Source organism: Nocardia tenerifensis NBRC 101015 (genome assembly GCF_000308715.1).
GTDB classification, from domain to species: domain Bacteria; phylum Actinomycetota; class Actinomycetes; order Mycobacteriales; family Mycobacteriaceae; genus Nocardia; species Nocardia tenerifensis.
This window is the reverse complement of the sequence record NZ_BAGH01000160.1, coordinates 18,833-34,234: the sequence shown is the minus strand read 5'-3', so window position 1 is coordinate 34,234 and position 15,402 is coordinate 18,833. Positions and strand designations below refer to the sequence as shown.

Genomic DNA, 15,402 nt, shown 5'->3' with positions numbered 1-15,402 from the left:
TGATCAGCGAACGGGCCGCGCGCCGCACTCACTGGCGTCAAGATCATCACCCGCGCATCCGACTGGCATGATCACGAGGTGATTTTGCGATTCGGTATTCAGTGGGCGCCGACGGCAACCGAGCTGCCGCACCTGCGCGCGATGGCCAAGGTGGCCGACCGGGAGGGTCTCGACCTGCTCGGCATTCAGGACCACCCGTACTCCGGCGGGCTGGCCGACACCTTCGCCGTCATCGCCACCGTGTTGGCGGAAACCGAACGGCTGCGGGTGTTTCCGGATGTGGCGAGCCTGCCCCTGCGCGGCCCCGCGATGCTCGGCAAGCAGGCCGCCACCCTGGACCTGCTCAGCGGTGGACGATTCGAGCTCGCCCTGGGCGCGGGCGCCTTCTGGCCCGCCATCCGCGCCATGGGCGGCCCCGTGCGCACGAATCCCGAAGCGCTGCAGGCACTCGAGGAGGCCACCGAGATCATCCGCGCCATGTGGCATCCCGGCGCGAAAACGAAAGTCGAAGGCGCGCATTACACCGTGAAGGGTGTGCAGTCCGGACCCGCGCCCGCGCATCCGGTCGGGATCTGGTTCGGCAGCGTCGGCCCCAAGGCCAACGCGCTCACCGGGCGCATCGCCGACGGGTGGGCCGCCCCCATCCCGCACTACCTGCCATACGAGAAATGGCAAGCGACACAGGACATCATCTCCAACGCCGCCATCGACGCCGGGCGCAACCCCGCCGACATCACCCGCATGGCACAGCTCGTCGGCACGATCACCGACGCCCCCGGCCCGGTCACCCTCCGCGGCGAAGAACCCATCCGCACCGACGCCGCAGGCTGGGCCCGCATCCTCGCCGACCTGGCAACGGAAACCAGCTTCGACACCTTCGTCTACTGGCCCGAGTCCTCCGACGACACCCAACTCCGCCGCTGGATCGGCGACGTAGTCCCCGCCACCCGCGCCCTCTTCACCTAACGGCCTGCGCCCCAGCAGAATTCGATCACTACCCAAACCCGCCGACGACCGCAACCACGCGCACATTGAACAACCTGTCTAAGCTAGCTCCGCGCCAAGGTCGTCGGCGGGTTCTGCCATAACCCGCTGCTCGGCGTGGGGCGAACCCCCGCCTCCCGACGCCCAGGGCGGCGGCCGAACACCTCATTCAGACCGCATAACCCGCCGCTCGCAGCAGCCCTATAGCGTCTCAGGCATCCGAACCGTCTCAGGCATCAAACCTTCTGAACCTGAGCCGGTTTCAGTCTTGCTGCTCAGGCCCGGTGCCGGGCCGCTGATTGTTCGATACCGGCGGTCTCGACCTTGTAGCGATGGCCATACCCCATCACTGACCCTCACGAAACCGCCTGTAGCACAGCATCATTGAGACAACCAGTATAAGGCGGTCACGCACTGTGAGCAGGCAGTGGCTCGAAAACGCCTTGCGCAGGGGCGTATCGATCGACACGATCAAGAAGATCACGGCCGAACACCACATCACGCCGGCAGATTTCAAGATTCTCGAGAAACTGGAAGAGATTCGCGAGGACGAGGATGGCGACGGCATCTTCAAGTCCTTCTTCTTGCTGCCCACCAATATCAGCGGAGGCGACACCGCCAAAGCGGTGCGGATGACCTATATCCTCAACGCGGGCACCGATTACGGCGCCAAAGGCCAGTCGACCGACTTCACACCGACTCCGTACAGTTCCGAAGAACTGCGGCGAATCACCGACCGGCAACAGAAGAACTCCTGGAGCTACAACGAGGACGTGCGATTCGTGCACGGCAACGGTGGGCGGTTGGCGACCACCCCGAACGGCATGATGATGGGCTTGGGTGGAAACCTCATCCAGGACCAGTTCAGCCACCACGCCGGGACGACCTGGGGTGACACGTTCATGGTGAACATCGATGACCCCAAAGACGCCGCACAGCAGATTCGACAGGTGGCGTCGTCGGGTCGCGCATGGTACGACGCCGACGCGGGCCCGTACCCCGGTAATCTCGATCTGGATCGGCTGTTGCATCACGAGGAGCGTCACTCCCAGCAGTGGGCGCGCGAAGGCCACACCCACTTCATCGCCTCTTACCTATGGGAGCAGGTCACCGGCGGCAACCAGACCGAGGAAGAGGCGGGACTCTCCGATGGCGGCTATTAGGAGCTGGCCGCACGTCGCCTGCGCTGTTTTCATAATGGCGGCGGTGGGCGCGGCGTGCGACACCAAGGCTCAGTTCGCACCGTCGTTGCCGCCGGCGGCCGGGTTTCGCGTCGATGACGGCGTCCTCAAACTGTGGACCGGCACCCCCTGCGAGAGTGTGATCGGACTGCGGTTGCTCTTCGATGTCGGTACCAAGGAAAGCGCCGAACAGGCGTGGACCGCGCCGCAGCCCGGAGTACGGTTGGAGCGCATGGACCTGCTGCGAACCACCGTAGGGTCGGCACCGAATTACACTGGGCCCCTTGTTGTTCAGCAACAGCTGCCACTCCCGACCCCATGTAACGGCGAAGCCGAATATGAACACTCCGAAAAGCGCCCTGCGGACCACACTTCAGCGCCTCGTGCTCGCCACATTCGCCTGCACCACCGCCCTGATCGCGCTGCTCCTCGGCGAGGTGATCCTCAGCATCACCGGACTCACCTTCGACCCACACGGCTACGGAATATTCGCCGGAATCCTGTCCGCGGCGATGCTCACACCGATCGCACTGGCGCTCTGGTTGCTGTACCGCACGATGCGGCGACACGGAAATTGACCATCCTGTGTCGCTACGGGCGCGACCGACATCGTACTCAGCATTCGATCTCGAAGGCGCGTTGATCGAGACCTTGATCAACGGCATCGACAACGCCTTGGCAACACGCACGAAAATCGCGTCGACCGCCCTGTCGGCTGGATCAGCGAAGTCGTCGAGCCGGTGTGGTGTCGGCCCGAACCCCATCCGGCAGAGGCCAGGGTCGAGGAGATGGTCGGCGACCACCGGTATCAACTGGAGATCATCCGGCAATGTCCGTGTGGACACCGAGCACTCTCACCCTCAAACGAACCGTACGGGTCGGTGTGGTCGATCACAGCTCTGATGTCGTCCCATTCATCGATGCAATAGACAAGATCGCACTCAGCGCAATAGAACGGCACGTAGTTTTCGTTAACTTTGCAGATCCGCCGAGGGGTCGCCGCTGGGGGATCGGCGAGCAGCGGCTGAAGTTCCGCGAAGACCGGCGCATTCACCGATGCGTTCAACCCATAGCCACCTGAGCAGTCGAAAAAGGTCTTGATGTTGTGCCAAATGCGACCGTTGCTTGCTGTCTCGGTCGTCAGAGTGATACGTCCGGCTACAACCCCGCATGTGTCGCAGCAGAATTCGACCACATCACGGGTTAGTGGCATCGGATCCATAGAATTCCTTCCGCCCGGTCCGGTACCGCAGACCGTGAAACTGTCCAGGCTGTGTTGCCATCGTGCGACCGCCACCGTGACGGAAGTAGTTGCGGTTCAGCATATCCGAAACAAGAATCGGTAGATGACCTCCTACGGTCCGGGGATTCGATCCCTCTTGGAACCGGCCACCGAGCTGTCCGACACCGAGCTCGATCACCTCCACCAACTAGCCCGGCTGTGCGCGCAGCTAATCCACTGCGCGATCGACGATGCGGCGCGTCACACTCGAGACCCGATCGAGCTGGCGCGCTACGCCGCCGAACGCGCTCGGGTGCGCGCCTTCCTGGTGGATCAGTCTCAATCAATCGAGCTTGCACGCCGATGGGTCGGCGGATATCCAGAAGCCATCGATCGACTCGCAGCGGCAGTCGGGCAAGGGCCGAGCACCTCCACGGTGCCCGATCCTGACAACCCCGCCGGCTACCTGGTCCTCGACCACATCACCCAGATGGTCTGTAGATGCCCGCCGAACACCGTTTTCGACCCTGAGGCCATCGATCTACCCATCTTCGGGCACGGTAGTTGTGTTCCGCTCGATCAGTACGACCCGACCGCACACCCCGAGCGCTATCACCCCGCCGCCTTGGCGAAATGGACTGAGCATCAGGGTATTCCGTGACATGCATGGTCACGGTGCTCATCCGGTACATGTAACCGTCAGACACGGATCGCATCCTCACAGCAGCCGATTTCGCCGACGCACCTATCGACGAGTCAAACGGAATGGGCGATCGAATCGATGGGTTGTGGTCGGCTGCGGGGGTGCTCTTCGAGCGTCGGCTTCTGCCGCTGACCGCGCCACTACAAGCTGGGATGTGCTGTCGCACTGGCCGTCCACCACTGCCGTCAAGGAGACGGAGCCAGTAGGGTGCCGGGGTGGGTGATACCGATGGAGAGTTGGCGATTGTGGCGGCACAAGCCGCCGGTGGGGTTATTCGGTCGCGCTTTCGTGCGCCGATGACCCGTTATGCCAAGGGGCGCAATGATTTCGCTACCGATGCGGATGTTGCTGCCGAGCGGGCCATCCTGGCGATTCTCGCTGCGGCTCGTCCCGAGGATCGGTTCATTGCCGAGGAATCCGGGGGCACGGGCGAGGCGGCCGCGGCGCGGGTGTGGTTGATCGATCCGCTGTGCGGGACGCGCAACTTCGCCACTGGCACACCGCATGTGGCCGTCAACATCGCTGCGCGGGTCGGTTCGACGATCACGGCTGCGGTCGTCGCGGACCCGTTCGCGGAGGAGGTGTTCTGGACCGAGGGCGACGGCGCCTGGTTGCGCCGGGACGGCCTGGACTCACGATTGACGCCTACGGTCGAGAGTCGGCTGGTAGAGGTCAATCTCGACTATTGGGTTCCCGGCAGCGGCGGGTTCGAGCCGGCGCGGCTACTCGGAGATCCGGCGTTCCACGCCGACTTCGGTGCGCGCGTCCTGTCGACCACGTTGGCTGTCGGCTGGGTCGCCGCCGGCCGGCGTGCCGCGTACGTTTCCGACGGGGATCTGCGTGACAGCGTGCATTTCACGAGCGGGATCGCGTTGTGCCGAGCCGCGGGATGCGTCGTCACCGGCTTGCTCGGCCAGCCGATGGACGCTCCACCGTACGGTGTGGTGGCCGCGGCGGACGCGGAAACCCATGCCGCCCTTGTGGAAATCATCGCCGCCCAGATCGGCAGCGAGAACTTCAGCGGCTGAAGGGCTGCCACACCCACACACATCCGACTCCGCGCGTCCGTCGACTTTCACTAGCTCTAATTCAGCTGAGCAAGAAGGCCATCCAGCGCCTTGGTGAGCGCCGCGGAGTTGGCAGCGTCGAACCATGTCGTACGAATACGCTCATTGCTGCCGCCGGGAGTTTCGTGGTCGGCGGCGAGCTGCGCCAAGGTACGGGATTCGTCGGCCAAGGCACGGCCTAGTGCTTGAAAGAGCCCCCGGACATAATGATCCGCGTCCTCGGCGGCGATCCCTTGCTCGACGGCCCACGAGGTGATCGTGGCGAGATACCAGTAATGCGCCGTCAAAGTACCTGTCAGTGCGGAGAATACGTTGAACGCCGCCTCGTCCGCGACCGGCAGCACACCACCCGTCTGCTCGAACAGGGCATTCACCACGGGATGCCCGGGACACACGACCGTGATGGATCGACGTTCGTGAATGGCGGGCAAAGGGATCGCCCGAACCAACGACGCGTCGGTGCCGAGCATCCGGCGCAACTCATCATTGCCGACGCCGGCCATCACGTTGACCACGATCTGGCTGTCCCCCAACGCGATTGCGTCCAACGCCTCGTGCCGGTCTTCCCGGCGTACAGCGACGATCACCAAATCGGCCCTGTCCACCACTTCTTGGTTGTCAGAGCACACCCGCACGCTGTCATACCGCTCGGAAAGCTCAGCGGCCGTACGTGCGCCGCGGGGAGATAGGTAGATCTCCGGCGCCTCCGCAGAACCCTCGCACAGACCCTTCACCATCGCTCGCGCGATCTCACCGACTCCGATGATCCCGATTCGCTTCAGCATGTCTTCTCCCAGATGGACGCGGTCATGACCTTCTCCATAGCATCGTGGTCACGAAAAGCCCTGCCAGGCAAGGAAGTAGCCCGACCCAGCCGAGCAGGGGCGGAAGCCCGGTATCACCGGAGGTGTCCTTGGTCAGCAGCGCGGACAGCGCTACTCCGGTGCCGAGCACCAACATTACGATTGCGGTCAGGCCAACCCACCGGGTGCCGTTCTTGACCGCCCACGCCGTCCAAAGCCACGCGCATACGCCGAGCGATCCAATGATGGACAAAGTGACCAGGTAGGTGGTGACAGCCGAGTCGATTCGCGCTTGCTCATAGGTGGGATAGCCGGCGCGAATGTGGTCGGCCAGCCCGGCACGGTCGAGGTAGGGAACGATCGCCGCGATGACGGTGAGCCCGAAGCCCGTATATATCGCAGTGAAAAGCCCGTACCTGGAGGGTATTCGCCGATCCATGCTGTCCTCCTCGAAAGATCTAACCTACGTTGTAGGTTTCCTTGACCGTATATCCTACGGCGTAGGTTTGACAAGAGAAGGGAGCGACGGTGGCTAGACGCGCCCAAGGCACTGCGGCCGGGCTGAACCGCGAACTCATCGCGGCCGCCGCGGTCGCGCTCATCGATCGAAACGGCTTGGAACGCTTCGGAGTTCGGCCTCTCGCCGAGGAACTAGGCGTCGACCCGATGTCGATCTACAACCACATCAAGGGCAAGGCCGCCCTGCTGGACGCGGCCTCCGAGACCGTACTGGCCGAGATATCCCCCGACGACGAGGCCGACGACTGGGAGGGCGTAGCTCGCTCGACAGCGCGGAGCTATCGAACGGCCGCCTACCGGCATCCTCATATCGTCCCGCTCTTGGCCACGCGACCGCAAACCTCTCCCGCCGCCCTGACCGCCCTGGAGCGGCTGGTCGCCGCGATGCACGCGGCCGGGCTCCCCGATCAGCTGGTCGCGGACACACCACTGCTGCTCTTCGGCTTCCTCAACGGGTATCTCCTCGCGGTGCTCAGCGGAGGCCCCGGCCGGGCCGGCGACGTCCCCGCGATCGATGCCGCGCACTATCCGACGATGGCCGACCTCGCTTCCCGGATGGGCGATTTCGGGTCCGAGGCGGAGTTCGATCGGTTGCTCGACACAGTGCTCCGCGGCATTCGGGACCGAGCCGAGGCGCGAAACATCGGGGGCGCTTGAAGATTACGGAATCCGGGTTTCGAGATGGTCTAGATGGGCGGCGAGAATCTCCTCGAACGCGGCGCGACGATCCGCGCCCAGCGGGCTGAGGTCGCGGGCGAAATGAGCAAGAGCGGGAAAACGTTCCGGGTCGGCACCGAGTACCGCTACTCGGAAAAGTTCCACGCCCTGGTCGAATTCGTCGGGCGGCACGGTGGCGATGCCGGCCTCGGAGGCGATCAGTGCGGCAAGCAGGATCACGATGCGGTGATAACGCGCCGGGATCTCCGCATCGGGCAGCCCGGACGCACGCAACGCCCCCAGCAACTCCTCCATGAGCACACGTGATCCGGTACCGCTGGACGCGTAACGTCCCCACACCACCGCGAGTTGCGGTTGCTCGCCGAAGGCTTCGCGCAGGCGCAGAGCCAGCGCGGTGATGCGCTGCTTCCAGTCGCCCTCGGGGCGGTAATCATCCATGGCGGTCAACAGGATTCGGTCGACCACCGCGCGCAGCAACTCGGTCTTGTTGCGGAAATGCCGGTAGAGGCTGGAGGAGTCGGTCCCCAGCGCGGCGGCGAGCTTACGCACACTGAACGACTCGGCGTCGCTCGTGCGCAGCAATTCCGCCGCCGTATCCAGGATCTCCTCGGTCGTCCATCGCCTGCGGCCGGTCATATCGCTCCTTTCCTCCGGTCCGAGCTTAGTCTATGCACTTGCTGTTGCACGCACCGCGTGCATAATGGTTTGCATACCGGCGCTTCGCCGGAGAGGAAGAAGGAGCGATGAACGAGACCGGCACTGCGGCAAGGCCATTGACGCCCGACTTCACGATGATCACAACCGAGGAACTGCTGACCTACCGCGATGCGGAGAACCGCTGGCGAGCGTCCAGCGCGGCGTGGGAGATACTCGGTGAGCCGGATCCCGGCGCGATGATCCGCTGGCAACAGATCGCGCTGCCCGGTCGCGAGTTGCCGGTCCGCGTCTATCGACCGGCCGCACCGGAATTCGGCGGATCCTCTGCCCTGCCGCTCGTAATCCATGTGCACGGTGGAGGTTTCGTCGGCACAGCCGCGCAGTGTGATTGGACCAACAGCCATCTCGCCGCGCGGTTGCCCGCCGTCGTCGTCTCCGTCGAGCACCGCCTTCTCGCACCCGGCAGCCCGCTCGACCGCGCCGCCGACGACGGGTGGGACGTACTGGAACACGTTGTGCGCCAACCGCTTGAATGGGATGTCGATCCGACGCGCACCGCCGTCTTCGGTGAGAGCTGCGGCGCACTGATCACCGCGTTGACGGCCATTCGCGCCAAGAGAACCGGCGCGAGCCTGAGAGCACAGGTGCTGGTGAACCCCGTACTCGACGTGACGGAGACGATGTTCGACTATCCCTCGATCGCCGAGCACGCATCCAGCCCGACCTTGACGCTCCCCCAGTTACGGCTTTTCCACCGCCTGGCCGCTCCGTCTGGAACCGACGCCAAAGCGCTATCGCCTTTGTATGCAAGCGATTTGAACGGACTCGCCCCCGCACTGGTGGTGGTACCCACGCAGGACGCGGTCGCCGATCACGGCCGCCGCTACGCCGAGCGACTGCGCGCGGCCGGCACGCCGGTGCAACTCACCGAGTACCCGGACGCGCGGCACGCGTTCCTCACCCTCCCCGGCGTGGAACCACAAGCCGAGGACGCCCAGGCGGAGATCCTCGCGTTTCTTCGACACGCCTTCGAGCTTCAACACTCCACACGCTGACTAACGCCGATCTAGAGGGCTGGCGGCGTGCCGATCGCCGAAAGGTCGATCAGGGCTGCGGGACCGTTATATTGAACATCCAACTGATCCCGAACTGATCCACGAGCGAGCCCGCCACGTCGCCCCACACCTGCTTTTCGAGCGACAGTGTTACCGTGCCGCCGACCGAAAGCTTCTCGAAGTACCCGCGAAGTTCGTCGTCGTCACCACCGACGAAGATCGCAACATTGTTCCCTGGCCGATAGGGCGGATGGTTAGGCCGGTCGGCCGGGAAATCCCAGCCCATCAGCGTGTAACCGGCCGACGTCTGAAGTTGAGCGTGCATGACATTGTCGGCATCAGGCGATTCCGGTGACCCGAAGTCGGCGACCGTCCCCACCTCCAACTCACCCCCGAAAACATCCCGATAAAACTCCATCGCTCGCCGCGCATTGCCGTTGAACACGATGCACGGATTAACCCCAGAACTCACCCGACACTCCTTCATGAAGTGACCGCTCGGCCCATCCGACGGTCGCCAAGTGAACCTTTCACAGAATCACGACACCTCCTGTCGTGATTATGAGCGGAACATACAGGGCCTTAGCCTTGATCATCGTGTTCTTCGCGCACCGCTCTGCCACAGGCGCGAACCGGCGACAAAAACCGTTGCCGCCGCGACGGTTTCACTCGTTGGCAACCGCAGTACCCATCGCGCGACTCAGCAACCGCGGCGCACCGCATCGAGGCCCTTGCAGCACAGCCGGTTTGGCGACGCCTACGCCACCCCCTGATAGCGTGCGACCAGACGCATCGCCGAGCAGACCACCTTCGACGACGTCGCCGACGGAAACCTCTGCTCCACAGAGGCAATCGTCTACCCCAGAATCAAACTCACCATCTGCGTCGTCCCGAACTGACCGGCTCCTGCGCCATGGCGGCGACCGGCCCCGTCGATCTTCGGATACGTTCGGCCCGTGGCAGGCTGGTGTCTCATGGTCGATGTGTCCGTGAAAGAGTACCTGCACAACGAACTTCGACGTTTTCGTGAGGTGATGGTCCACAAGCTCGACGGCCTCGGCGAGTATGACATCCGTCGCCCCCTGACATCGACCGGAACCAACCTCCTCGGCCTGGTCAAACATTTGTCACTGTGGGAGTCACGCTACTTCGGCGAAGTTTTCGACCGGCCGTTCGGCGAGCCACTGCCCAGATGGGACGATATCGAGGCGCGCGGTGCGGACATGTGGGCGACGGAGAACGAGATGCGCGACGAAATCGTCGGCCGCTATCGTCGCGTCTGGGCACACTCCGATGCGACGATCACCACCCTCGACATCGACTCACCCGGCTACGTGCCGTGGTGGACACGCCCCGAGGTGAAGCTGTGCAACATTCTGGTCCATATGCTCACCGAGACAAGTCGGCACGCCGGGCACTCCGACATCCTGCGTGAGCAGCTCGACGGCGCAATAGGCACACCCGCCGATTACGCTGAACAGCAGCGTGATTCGTCATTCTGGAAAGCTCACTGCGCCCGCATCGAGGCAGCAGCTATATCGGCTGCCACCAAATTTTCCACTCCATAGATGGCGAGAAGACCAAACCCGCCGTGGGCGGAGATCGTCCACCGGCGGCCGATTCGTCGCAGCGAACTCATGGTCATCGTCTACCCCGCTCGAGCCTCAGTCCGCGAACGTCGCGGACTGAACCCGCGCTTCGCCTCGAACGTGGTACTAGGAGCGTTCGATCACGGGAGGAACCATGAAACGAATCATCGCGGGCACTGTGTTCGCAGCGGCGATCGCGGGCGGTGTTGCGATCGCGGCGGGGTCTGCCGCTGCTGATAACGGGGTAATCCATATGGAGGGAACGACGGCCAAAGCGGCGTCCGGCGGTTCGGCCGCACCCGATGCGACAGCGATCGAGTACGGGCTGGCGCGGTCCGGCGGCGGCGCGACCGCCAGCGGACAATCTCACTGAAGCGTTGCCGCGGGGTCGATGACCCGCCTGGTCAGAACCAGGCCCAGTCATCAGCGTCCGTACCGACTGCGCTCCAACAGTCGGTACGCGCAGTGAACAGGGACCTCCGTTGCGGCGCAACGGAGTTAGCCGAGTCAGCGGACGACGTCGAAGACGTTCTTCTGCAGACCGTTGGAGTAGGCCTGAGATTCCACGAGCTTCAACTTCTGGGCGTCCTTGTCCGTGGCGGAGAACAGGCGCTTGCCCGCGCCGAGCAGCAGCGGGAAGACGAGAAGGTGGTAGCGGTCGATGAGGCCGGCGTCGGAGAGGCTCTGGTTCAGCGAGGCGCTGCCGTGGATGATGATCGGGCCGCCGTCGGTCTGCTTCAGCGCGGCGACATCGTCGAGTGAGCGCAGGATGGTGGTCTCACCCCAGTTGGAGACGAGCGCATCGTCGGTAAGCGTCTGAGAGACAACGTATTTGGGCATCACCTTATAGTCCGCGAAGTCGTCCATATCCGGCCACACCGTGCTGAACGCCTCGTAGCTGACCCGGCCCAGCAACATCGCGGTGGCTTCCTGCTGCTCGCGGCCCTTGATCTCGAACGCGTCCGGGACGAACTCGATGTCTTTAAAAGTCCAGCCGGCGTTGCGATAGCCAGCCTCGCCGCCGGGCGCCTCGACGACCCCGTCGAGGGAGATGAAAGCGGTGCTGATCAGGGTGCGCATGGGTTCTCCTAGTCGAGTATCTGGACGCTGTCCAGAAACATACACGACTTCTGGACAATGTCCAGATACAATCTGAACAGCGTCCACAACCAGTCAGGAGCAGGCGTGAGCGGCACCTCGGCCAAACCGACCCGGCGAAGCACCTACCGGCACGGTGCGTTGCGTGACGCACTGCTCGATGCCGGGGTGGCGATGGCACGCGAGGGCGGCGGGCCCCAAGCCATTGTGCTGCGTGAGGCCGCGCGGCGCGCCGGTGTCGCCCCGAACGCGGCCTACACCCACTTCAAAGACCGAGATGCATTGGTACAGGCGGTAGCTCGCGTCGCCCTGTCGCGGCTGGCCGCCGCCATGCTCGCCGAGCAGGACGCGATCACGGGCGCCGATGCGGCACGAGCCCGTTTCCGCGCTGTCGGCGCGGGCTACCTGCGCTTCGCCCGCGATGAACCCGGGCTGTTTCGCACCGCGTTCGCGACCCAGCGCGATGTGTCCGCGGTCGCCGAGCCCGCCGCCGGGCCCACCGGACGTTCGGCGATCGAAATACTCGGCGACGCCCTCGACGGCCTGGTCGCAGCGGGCCTGCTTCCACCCGAAAGGCGGCCCGGCGCAGAGTTTCTCGCGTGGCCCACCGTGCATGGTCTGGCCTGTCTGGTCGTAGAGGGCCCCTTACGCTTCCTCGCCGCCGACCAATTCGACGGTCTCACAACACAATTGCTGGACATGATCGACCGCGGAATCTGATCGGACACTGCTGGGCCATTCGGGATGCGCCTGGCAACATGAAAGATTCTGCGTCCAAGCGGTTTTCACGACTGCCGATTCGATTCTGTCCCCGTCCGCAGTGGGTATTGGCGGGCGGCGTCTGTACCGGATACCGTCGAGCGGTGAACATTTTCTGTGCGAAGGGCGCCACGCGTCCCTGCCGGTGACGCGCGGCCGGTGGCTGCCTCCCGACAGTATCGGTGAGCAGACCACCCTGCCCGCCCCAGTTCGAACCATCCATAACCGTTGCCGCGCAGGCTCTCAACCGAGCGCTCTCTGCCGAGTCGGGCGGTTGTGTCGCCTGGGTCGGCGGTCAGCCTTTTTTCGCTCCTGTGCTGTTTATCCAGCCTCGAATCGGCCCATCACATCTCGGATCGTCCGCCGGCGCCGCGTCCCGATCCCACACCCTCGCATCCATATGCCAAATCGGATTCAACCATGGTCATCAATAAGATTCAGTTCGACGTACACATTCGATTCCACCGAACGCGCTCACTCCCTCCCGGCGTGCTTCCGTTCGTGCCACGTCACCTGCCGATCGTGCAGCGTGACAAGGTCGTCCCCCGTGTCGATGGTGTACCGCTCACCGATCTGATCGATAGCTTCGAACTCGCGGCCGACATGCAGCCTGCGGGCGAGGCCTATGGCGGCCTGCCATCAGGACACGTTCGGTTCGTCAACCATTTTCACGGAAAGTCTTCCATGACAATGGAATCGAAGACTCCCGTACTCGTGTGTCAATGTGGAGCGTGGGGTGACTGGCCGCTGCTGGCGGACATCGTCGTCTCCGACCGCCTCGTGATATGGGATCACTTCGCGCAACGCTATCGCCCACAACGCGACTACAGCGGATTCGGCCCATTCCGCTTCGACCGCAACCAATATGACGACGCACTGCAAGTCCTCGATACACCGACTAGTTCAGACCTCGCGTGAGCGCCTTTCGGCGCCCGCGCGATGCCCACCGGCGCTCCGCCGACGACCACTACATGTCGTGCTCCCAACTGCCGCGCGTGTCGACGCCCGCGGCGTCGGCCAGCGCCTCCAGGTCTGCGATCTCCTCGTCGGTGAGTTCGATGCCGAGCGCTCGGATCACCCCGTCGATGTGATCCGCCTTCGTGACGCCGATGATCGGGGTGGTCCCCTTGGCGATGGCCCAGGCGGTGGCGACGTCGGCTGCGGACGCGCCTCGATCCTCGCCGATCGCACCCATCCTGTCCGTCAGCGCCTGCAGCTGGGGCAGGATGCCGTTGTACACGGCGGCGCGGCTGCTGCCCTCCGGCAACGGATTAGCCGGGCTGTACCTGCCGGTCAGCGTCCCTTGCTCAAGAACCATGTAGGAAAAGAACCGCACATCGTGCTCGCGGCAGTGCTCGAGAATGCCCGCGCGCTCAGAACTCCGGTACAGCAAACTGTAGTGGTTCTGGACCGCCTCCACCCGGAAGCCGGCCTCGCCGAGGATCTGATCGGCGAGAGCGATCTCCTTCACATTGTGGTTGGAGACGCCGACATGCTTGATCCTCCCGCGCTGTAGCAGCGGAATCAGCGACGGCGTCCAACGGGCCACGTCGGCAGGGTTGTGAATCCAGTACAGATCCACATAGTCCGTGCCCAGGCGGTCGAGGCTCTGCTCCAGCATGTCCGCGACCGGATTGTCGCCGTCGCCCGCGACCTGCGGGGTGAACTTCGTCGACAACTGATACTCGCTGCGCGCGTACCCTTTCAGCGCCTGAGCGAGGACCGTCTCCGAGTGGCCCATGCCGTACACCACCGCGGTGTCCCACAGAGTGAATCCACTCGATTGCGCTTTGTCGACAACCTCTCGCAGGCCGGAAGCGGTGAGTTCACTGCCGAAATAGCCCTCGCCCGCCTCGCCGCTGTCTCCCCAGGCCCAGGTGCCCAGTGCCACCGCCGGCGCGGCCAGCGTCTTGCTCGTCATATCGCCTACCTCCAGTCTCATCCCCACGGGGAACGTTCGATCCCCAGGAGACCGCGACGGCCCGCACCAGAAAAGGTCGCGTTTATAGGGGGTACTAGCTCAACCCCTCTTGTGCCGTGACCAGCGGCTACCGTGAATGACATGGACCAGCAGCCGGAGAACCGCGGCGAAATCCGGGACTTTCTCACCAGTCGGCGCGCCAAGATCACCCCGGCGCAGGCGGGGCTGCCGACCAGCGCTCGTCGTCGGGTCGTCGGGCTGCGGCGAGAGGAGGTCGCCGTCCTTGCCGGTGTGAGTACCGAGTGGTACACGCGGCTGGAGAAGGGGCACATCGGCGGCGTGTCCGAAGACGTCCTCGATGCGGTCGCTCGCGCACTGCGACTGGACGACGACGAACGCACTCACCTGTTCGACCTGGCCAGGTCATCGCGGCCCGCGAGTCGCACGCCGTCGCGTCGCAGGGACGTCGAGGTCCCGCCGCAGGTCCAATGGCTGCTCGACTCCATGACGATGTCCTCGGCGTTCGTACGCAACGGCCGCACGGACATCATCGCCGAAAACCCTTTGGCCCGAGCCGTGTTCGCGCCCATGTTCGACAGCGCCACCGTCGACCGGCGCGGCCGCCCCAACATCGCCCGCTACGTCTTCCTCGACCGCGGCGCACATGATTTCTTCGTCGACTGGGACACCGCAGGCAATGCCACCGCCGCCCTGCTGCGCGCCGAGGCCGGGCGCGAGCCCCGGGACCGGGCACTGCGCGAACTCGTCGGCGAGTTGTCCACTCTTAGTAGCGAATTCCGCGGCCTGTGGGCCGCGCACGACGTCCTGATCCGCCACGACGGCATCAAACGGCTCCAGCACCCCGACGTCGGGCACCTGGAACTGACCTTCCACGACCTCGACCTACCCCTACCCGGCCGAACCGTGCACAACCTGATCACGTACACCGCCGAACCCGGCAGCACATCCGAAGATCGGCTCAAACTCCTTGCCAGCTGGTCAGTTACGCCAAGGACGGCAGCGCCCTCCCCTCAGCCGGGTTCGCTCTGATTCCCGCACCGTCTCTCGGGATACGCACCGACTCTAGGGCCCTAGAGAGAGTGCGTGGCCTGAGAGAGAGTGCGGGAGGTGTCAGACTGGCTCTGGCAGCCTTACCCGCCAACCGG

General features: G+C 64.3%; 19 protein-coding genes. 12 read left to right on the top strand and 7 right to left on the bottom strand.

Translation table 11 applies throughout. The features are described from left to right. Positions 1 to 78 precede the first annotated feature (78 nt). The 3 genes from ON39_RS12825 to ON39_RS12815 all read left to right on the top strand — a co-directional run bounded on the left by ON39_RS12825 (position 79) and on the right by ON39_RS12815 (position 2,743). Complete coding sequence (locus ON39_RS12825; protein ID WP_246003180.1) at positions 79 to 966, top strand: LLM class flavin-dependent oxidoreductase; 888 nt, start codon at positions 79 to 81, stop codon at positions 964 to 966. Positions 967 to 1,400: 434 nt separating this feature from the next. Next, positions 1,401 to 2,147, top strand: a complete 747-nt coding sequence (locus ON39_RS12820; protein ID WP_040733961.1) for a hypothetical protein — start codon at positions 1,401 to 1,403, stop codon at positions 2,145 to 2,147. Positions 2,148 to 2,503: 356 nt separating this feature from the next. Further along, positions 2,504 to 2,743 carry a hypothetical protein gene (locus ON39_RS12815; RefSeq protein ID WP_040733959.1) on the top strand — a complete coding sequence of 80 codons (240 nt, stop codon included), beginning with the start codon at positions 2,504 to 2,506 and terminating at the stop codon, positions 2,741 to 2,743. Between the two features lie 230 nt (positions 2,744 to 2,973). Here the strand turns inward: ON39_RS12815 and ON39_RS48725 are convergent, their stop codons facing one another. Beyond that, positions 2,974 to 3,387: a hypothetical protein gene (locus tag ON39_RS48725; protein WP_146251343.1), complete on the bottom strand. Its 414-nt coding sequence runs from the start codon at positions 3,385 to 3,387 to the stop codon at positions 2,974 to 2,976. A 124-nt stretch (positions 3,388 to 3,511) separates the two neighbouring features. Between ON39_RS48725 and ON39_RS12810 the strand changes: the two genes are divergently transcribed. Together ON39_RS12810 and ON39_RS12805 are read left to right on the top strand one after the other, a co-directional pair. Further along, entirely contained in the window at positions 3,512 to 4,048 is a 537-nt protein-coding gene (locus ON39_RS12810; RefSeq protein WP_040733957.1) for a hypothetical protein, read from the top strand. A gap of 257 nt (positions 4,049 to 4,305) precedes the next feature. Further along, positions 4,306 to 5,118: an inositol monophosphatase family protein gene (locus tag ON39_RS12805; protein ID WP_040733956.1), complete on the top strand. Its 813-nt coding sequence runs from the start codon at positions 4,306 to 4,308 to the stop codon at positions 5,116 to 5,118. A gap of 56 nt (positions 5,119 to 5,174) precedes the next feature. Here ON39_RS12805 and ON39_RS12800 read toward each other — a convergent pair whose 3' ends face one another. Both ON39_RS12800 and ON39_RS50055 read right to left on the bottom strand, forming a co-directional pair. Next, complete coding sequence (locus tag ON39_RS12800) at positions 5,175 to 5,942, bottom strand: NAD(P)-binding domain-containing protein (protein WP_040733954.1); 768 nt, start codon at positions 5,940 to 5,942, stop codon at positions 5,175 to 5,177. A 22-nt stretch (positions 5,943 to 5,964) separates the two neighbouring features. After that, positions 5,965 to 6,399, bottom strand: a complete 435-nt coding sequence (locus ON39_RS50055) for a hypothetical protein (protein WP_211336474.1) — start codon at positions 6,397 to 6,399, stop codon at positions 5,965 to 5,967. 89 nt (positions 6,400 to 6,488) lie between these two features. Between ON39_RS50055 and ON39_RS12790 the strand changes: the two genes are divergently transcribed. After that, positions 6,489 to 7,136, top strand: coding sequence for a TetR/AcrR family transcriptional regulator C-terminal domain-containing protein (locus ON39_RS12790; RefSeq protein ID WP_040733952.1), 648 nt, complete (start codon positions 6,489 to 6,491; stop codon positions 7,134 to 7,136). Positions 7,137 to 7,139: 3 nt separating this feature from the next. Here the strand turns inward: ON39_RS12790 and ON39_RS12785 are convergent, their stop codons facing one another. After that, positions 7,140 to 7,793: a TetR/AcrR family transcriptional regulator gene (locus ON39_RS12785; RefSeq protein ID WP_040733950.1), complete on the bottom strand. Its 654-nt coding sequence runs from the start codon at positions 7,791 to 7,793 to the stop codon at positions 7,140 to 7,142. 107 nt (positions 7,794 to 7,900) lie between these two features. Here ON39_RS12785 and ON39_RS12780 point away from each other — a divergent pair, with 107 nt between their 5' ends. Next, a complete protein-coding gene (locus ON39_RS12780; protein ID WP_040733948.1) occupies positions 7,901 to 8,869 on the top strand; it encodes an alpha/beta hydrolase in 969 nt (322 codons plus the stop codon). 49 nt (positions 8,870 to 8,918) lie between these two features. Here ON39_RS12780 and ON39_RS12775 read toward each other — a convergent pair whose 3' ends face one another. Then, entirely contained in the window at positions 8,919 to 9,341 is a 423-nt protein-coding gene (locus tag ON39_RS12775) for a VOC family protein (protein ID WP_040734038.1), read from the bottom strand. Between the two features lie 502 nt (positions 9,342 to 9,843). Here ON39_RS12775 and ON39_RS12770 point away from each other — a divergent pair. Together ON39_RS12770 and ON39_RS12765 are read left to right on the top strand one after the other, a co-directional pair. Continuing rightward, positions 9,844 to 10,437 carry a DinB family protein gene (locus tag ON39_RS12770; RefSeq protein WP_040733947.1) on the top strand — a complete coding sequence of 198 codons (594 nt, stop codon included), beginning with the start codon at positions 9,844 to 9,846 and terminating at the stop codon, positions 10,435 to 10,437. Between the two features lie 175 nt (positions 10,438 to 10,612). Beyond that, positions 10,613 to 10,831, top strand: coding sequence for a hypothetical protein (locus ON39_RS12765; protein WP_040733944.1), 219 nt, complete (start codon positions 10,613 to 10,615; stop codon positions 10,829 to 10,831). Positions 10,832 to 10,965: 134 nt separating this feature from the next. On the opposite strand, the gene ON39_RS12760 is transcribed toward ON39_RS12765, so the two are convergent. Then, positions 10,966 to 11,538 carry a dihydrofolate reductase family protein gene (locus ON39_RS12760; protein WP_040733942.1) on the bottom strand — a complete coding sequence of 191 codons (573 nt, stop codon included), beginning with the start codon at positions 11,536 to 11,538 and terminating at the stop codon, positions 10,966 to 10,968. A 105-nt stretch (positions 11,539 to 11,643) separates the two neighbouring features. Between ON39_RS12760 and ON39_RS12755 the strand changes: the two genes are divergently transcribed. Together ON39_RS12755 and ON39_RS12750 are read left to right on the top strand one after the other, a co-directional pair. After that, entirely contained in the window at positions 11,644 to 12,276 is a 633-nt protein-coding gene (locus ON39_RS12755) for a TetR/AcrR family transcriptional regulator (RefSeq protein WP_040733941.1), read from the top strand. 459 nt (positions 12,277 to 12,735) lie between these two features. Continuing rightward, a complete protein-coding gene (locus ON39_RS12750; RefSeq protein ID WP_211336475.1) occupies positions 12,736 to 13,233 on the top strand; it encodes a hypothetical protein in 498 nt (165 codons plus the stop codon). A gap of 49 nt (positions 13,234 to 13,282) precedes the next feature. On the opposite strand, the gene ON39_RS12745 is transcribed toward ON39_RS12750, so the two are convergent. Continuing rightward, positions 13,283 to 14,236: an aldo/keto reductase gene (locus tag ON39_RS12745; RefSeq protein ID WP_040734033.1), complete on the bottom strand. Its 954-nt coding sequence runs from the start codon at positions 14,234 to 14,236 to the stop codon at positions 13,283 to 13,285. A gap of 141 nt (positions 14,237 to 14,377) precedes the next feature. On the opposite strand from ON39_RS12745, the gene ON39_RS12740 reads away from it, so the two are divergent. Beyond that, on the top strand, positions 14,378 to 15,286 hold the full coding sequence (locus ON39_RS12740) for a helix-turn-helix transcriptional regulator (RefSeq protein WP_040733939.1): 909 nt from the start codon (positions 14,378 to 14,380) through the stop codon (positions 15,284 to 15,286). Positions 15,287 to 15,402: the final 116 nt, after the last annotated feature.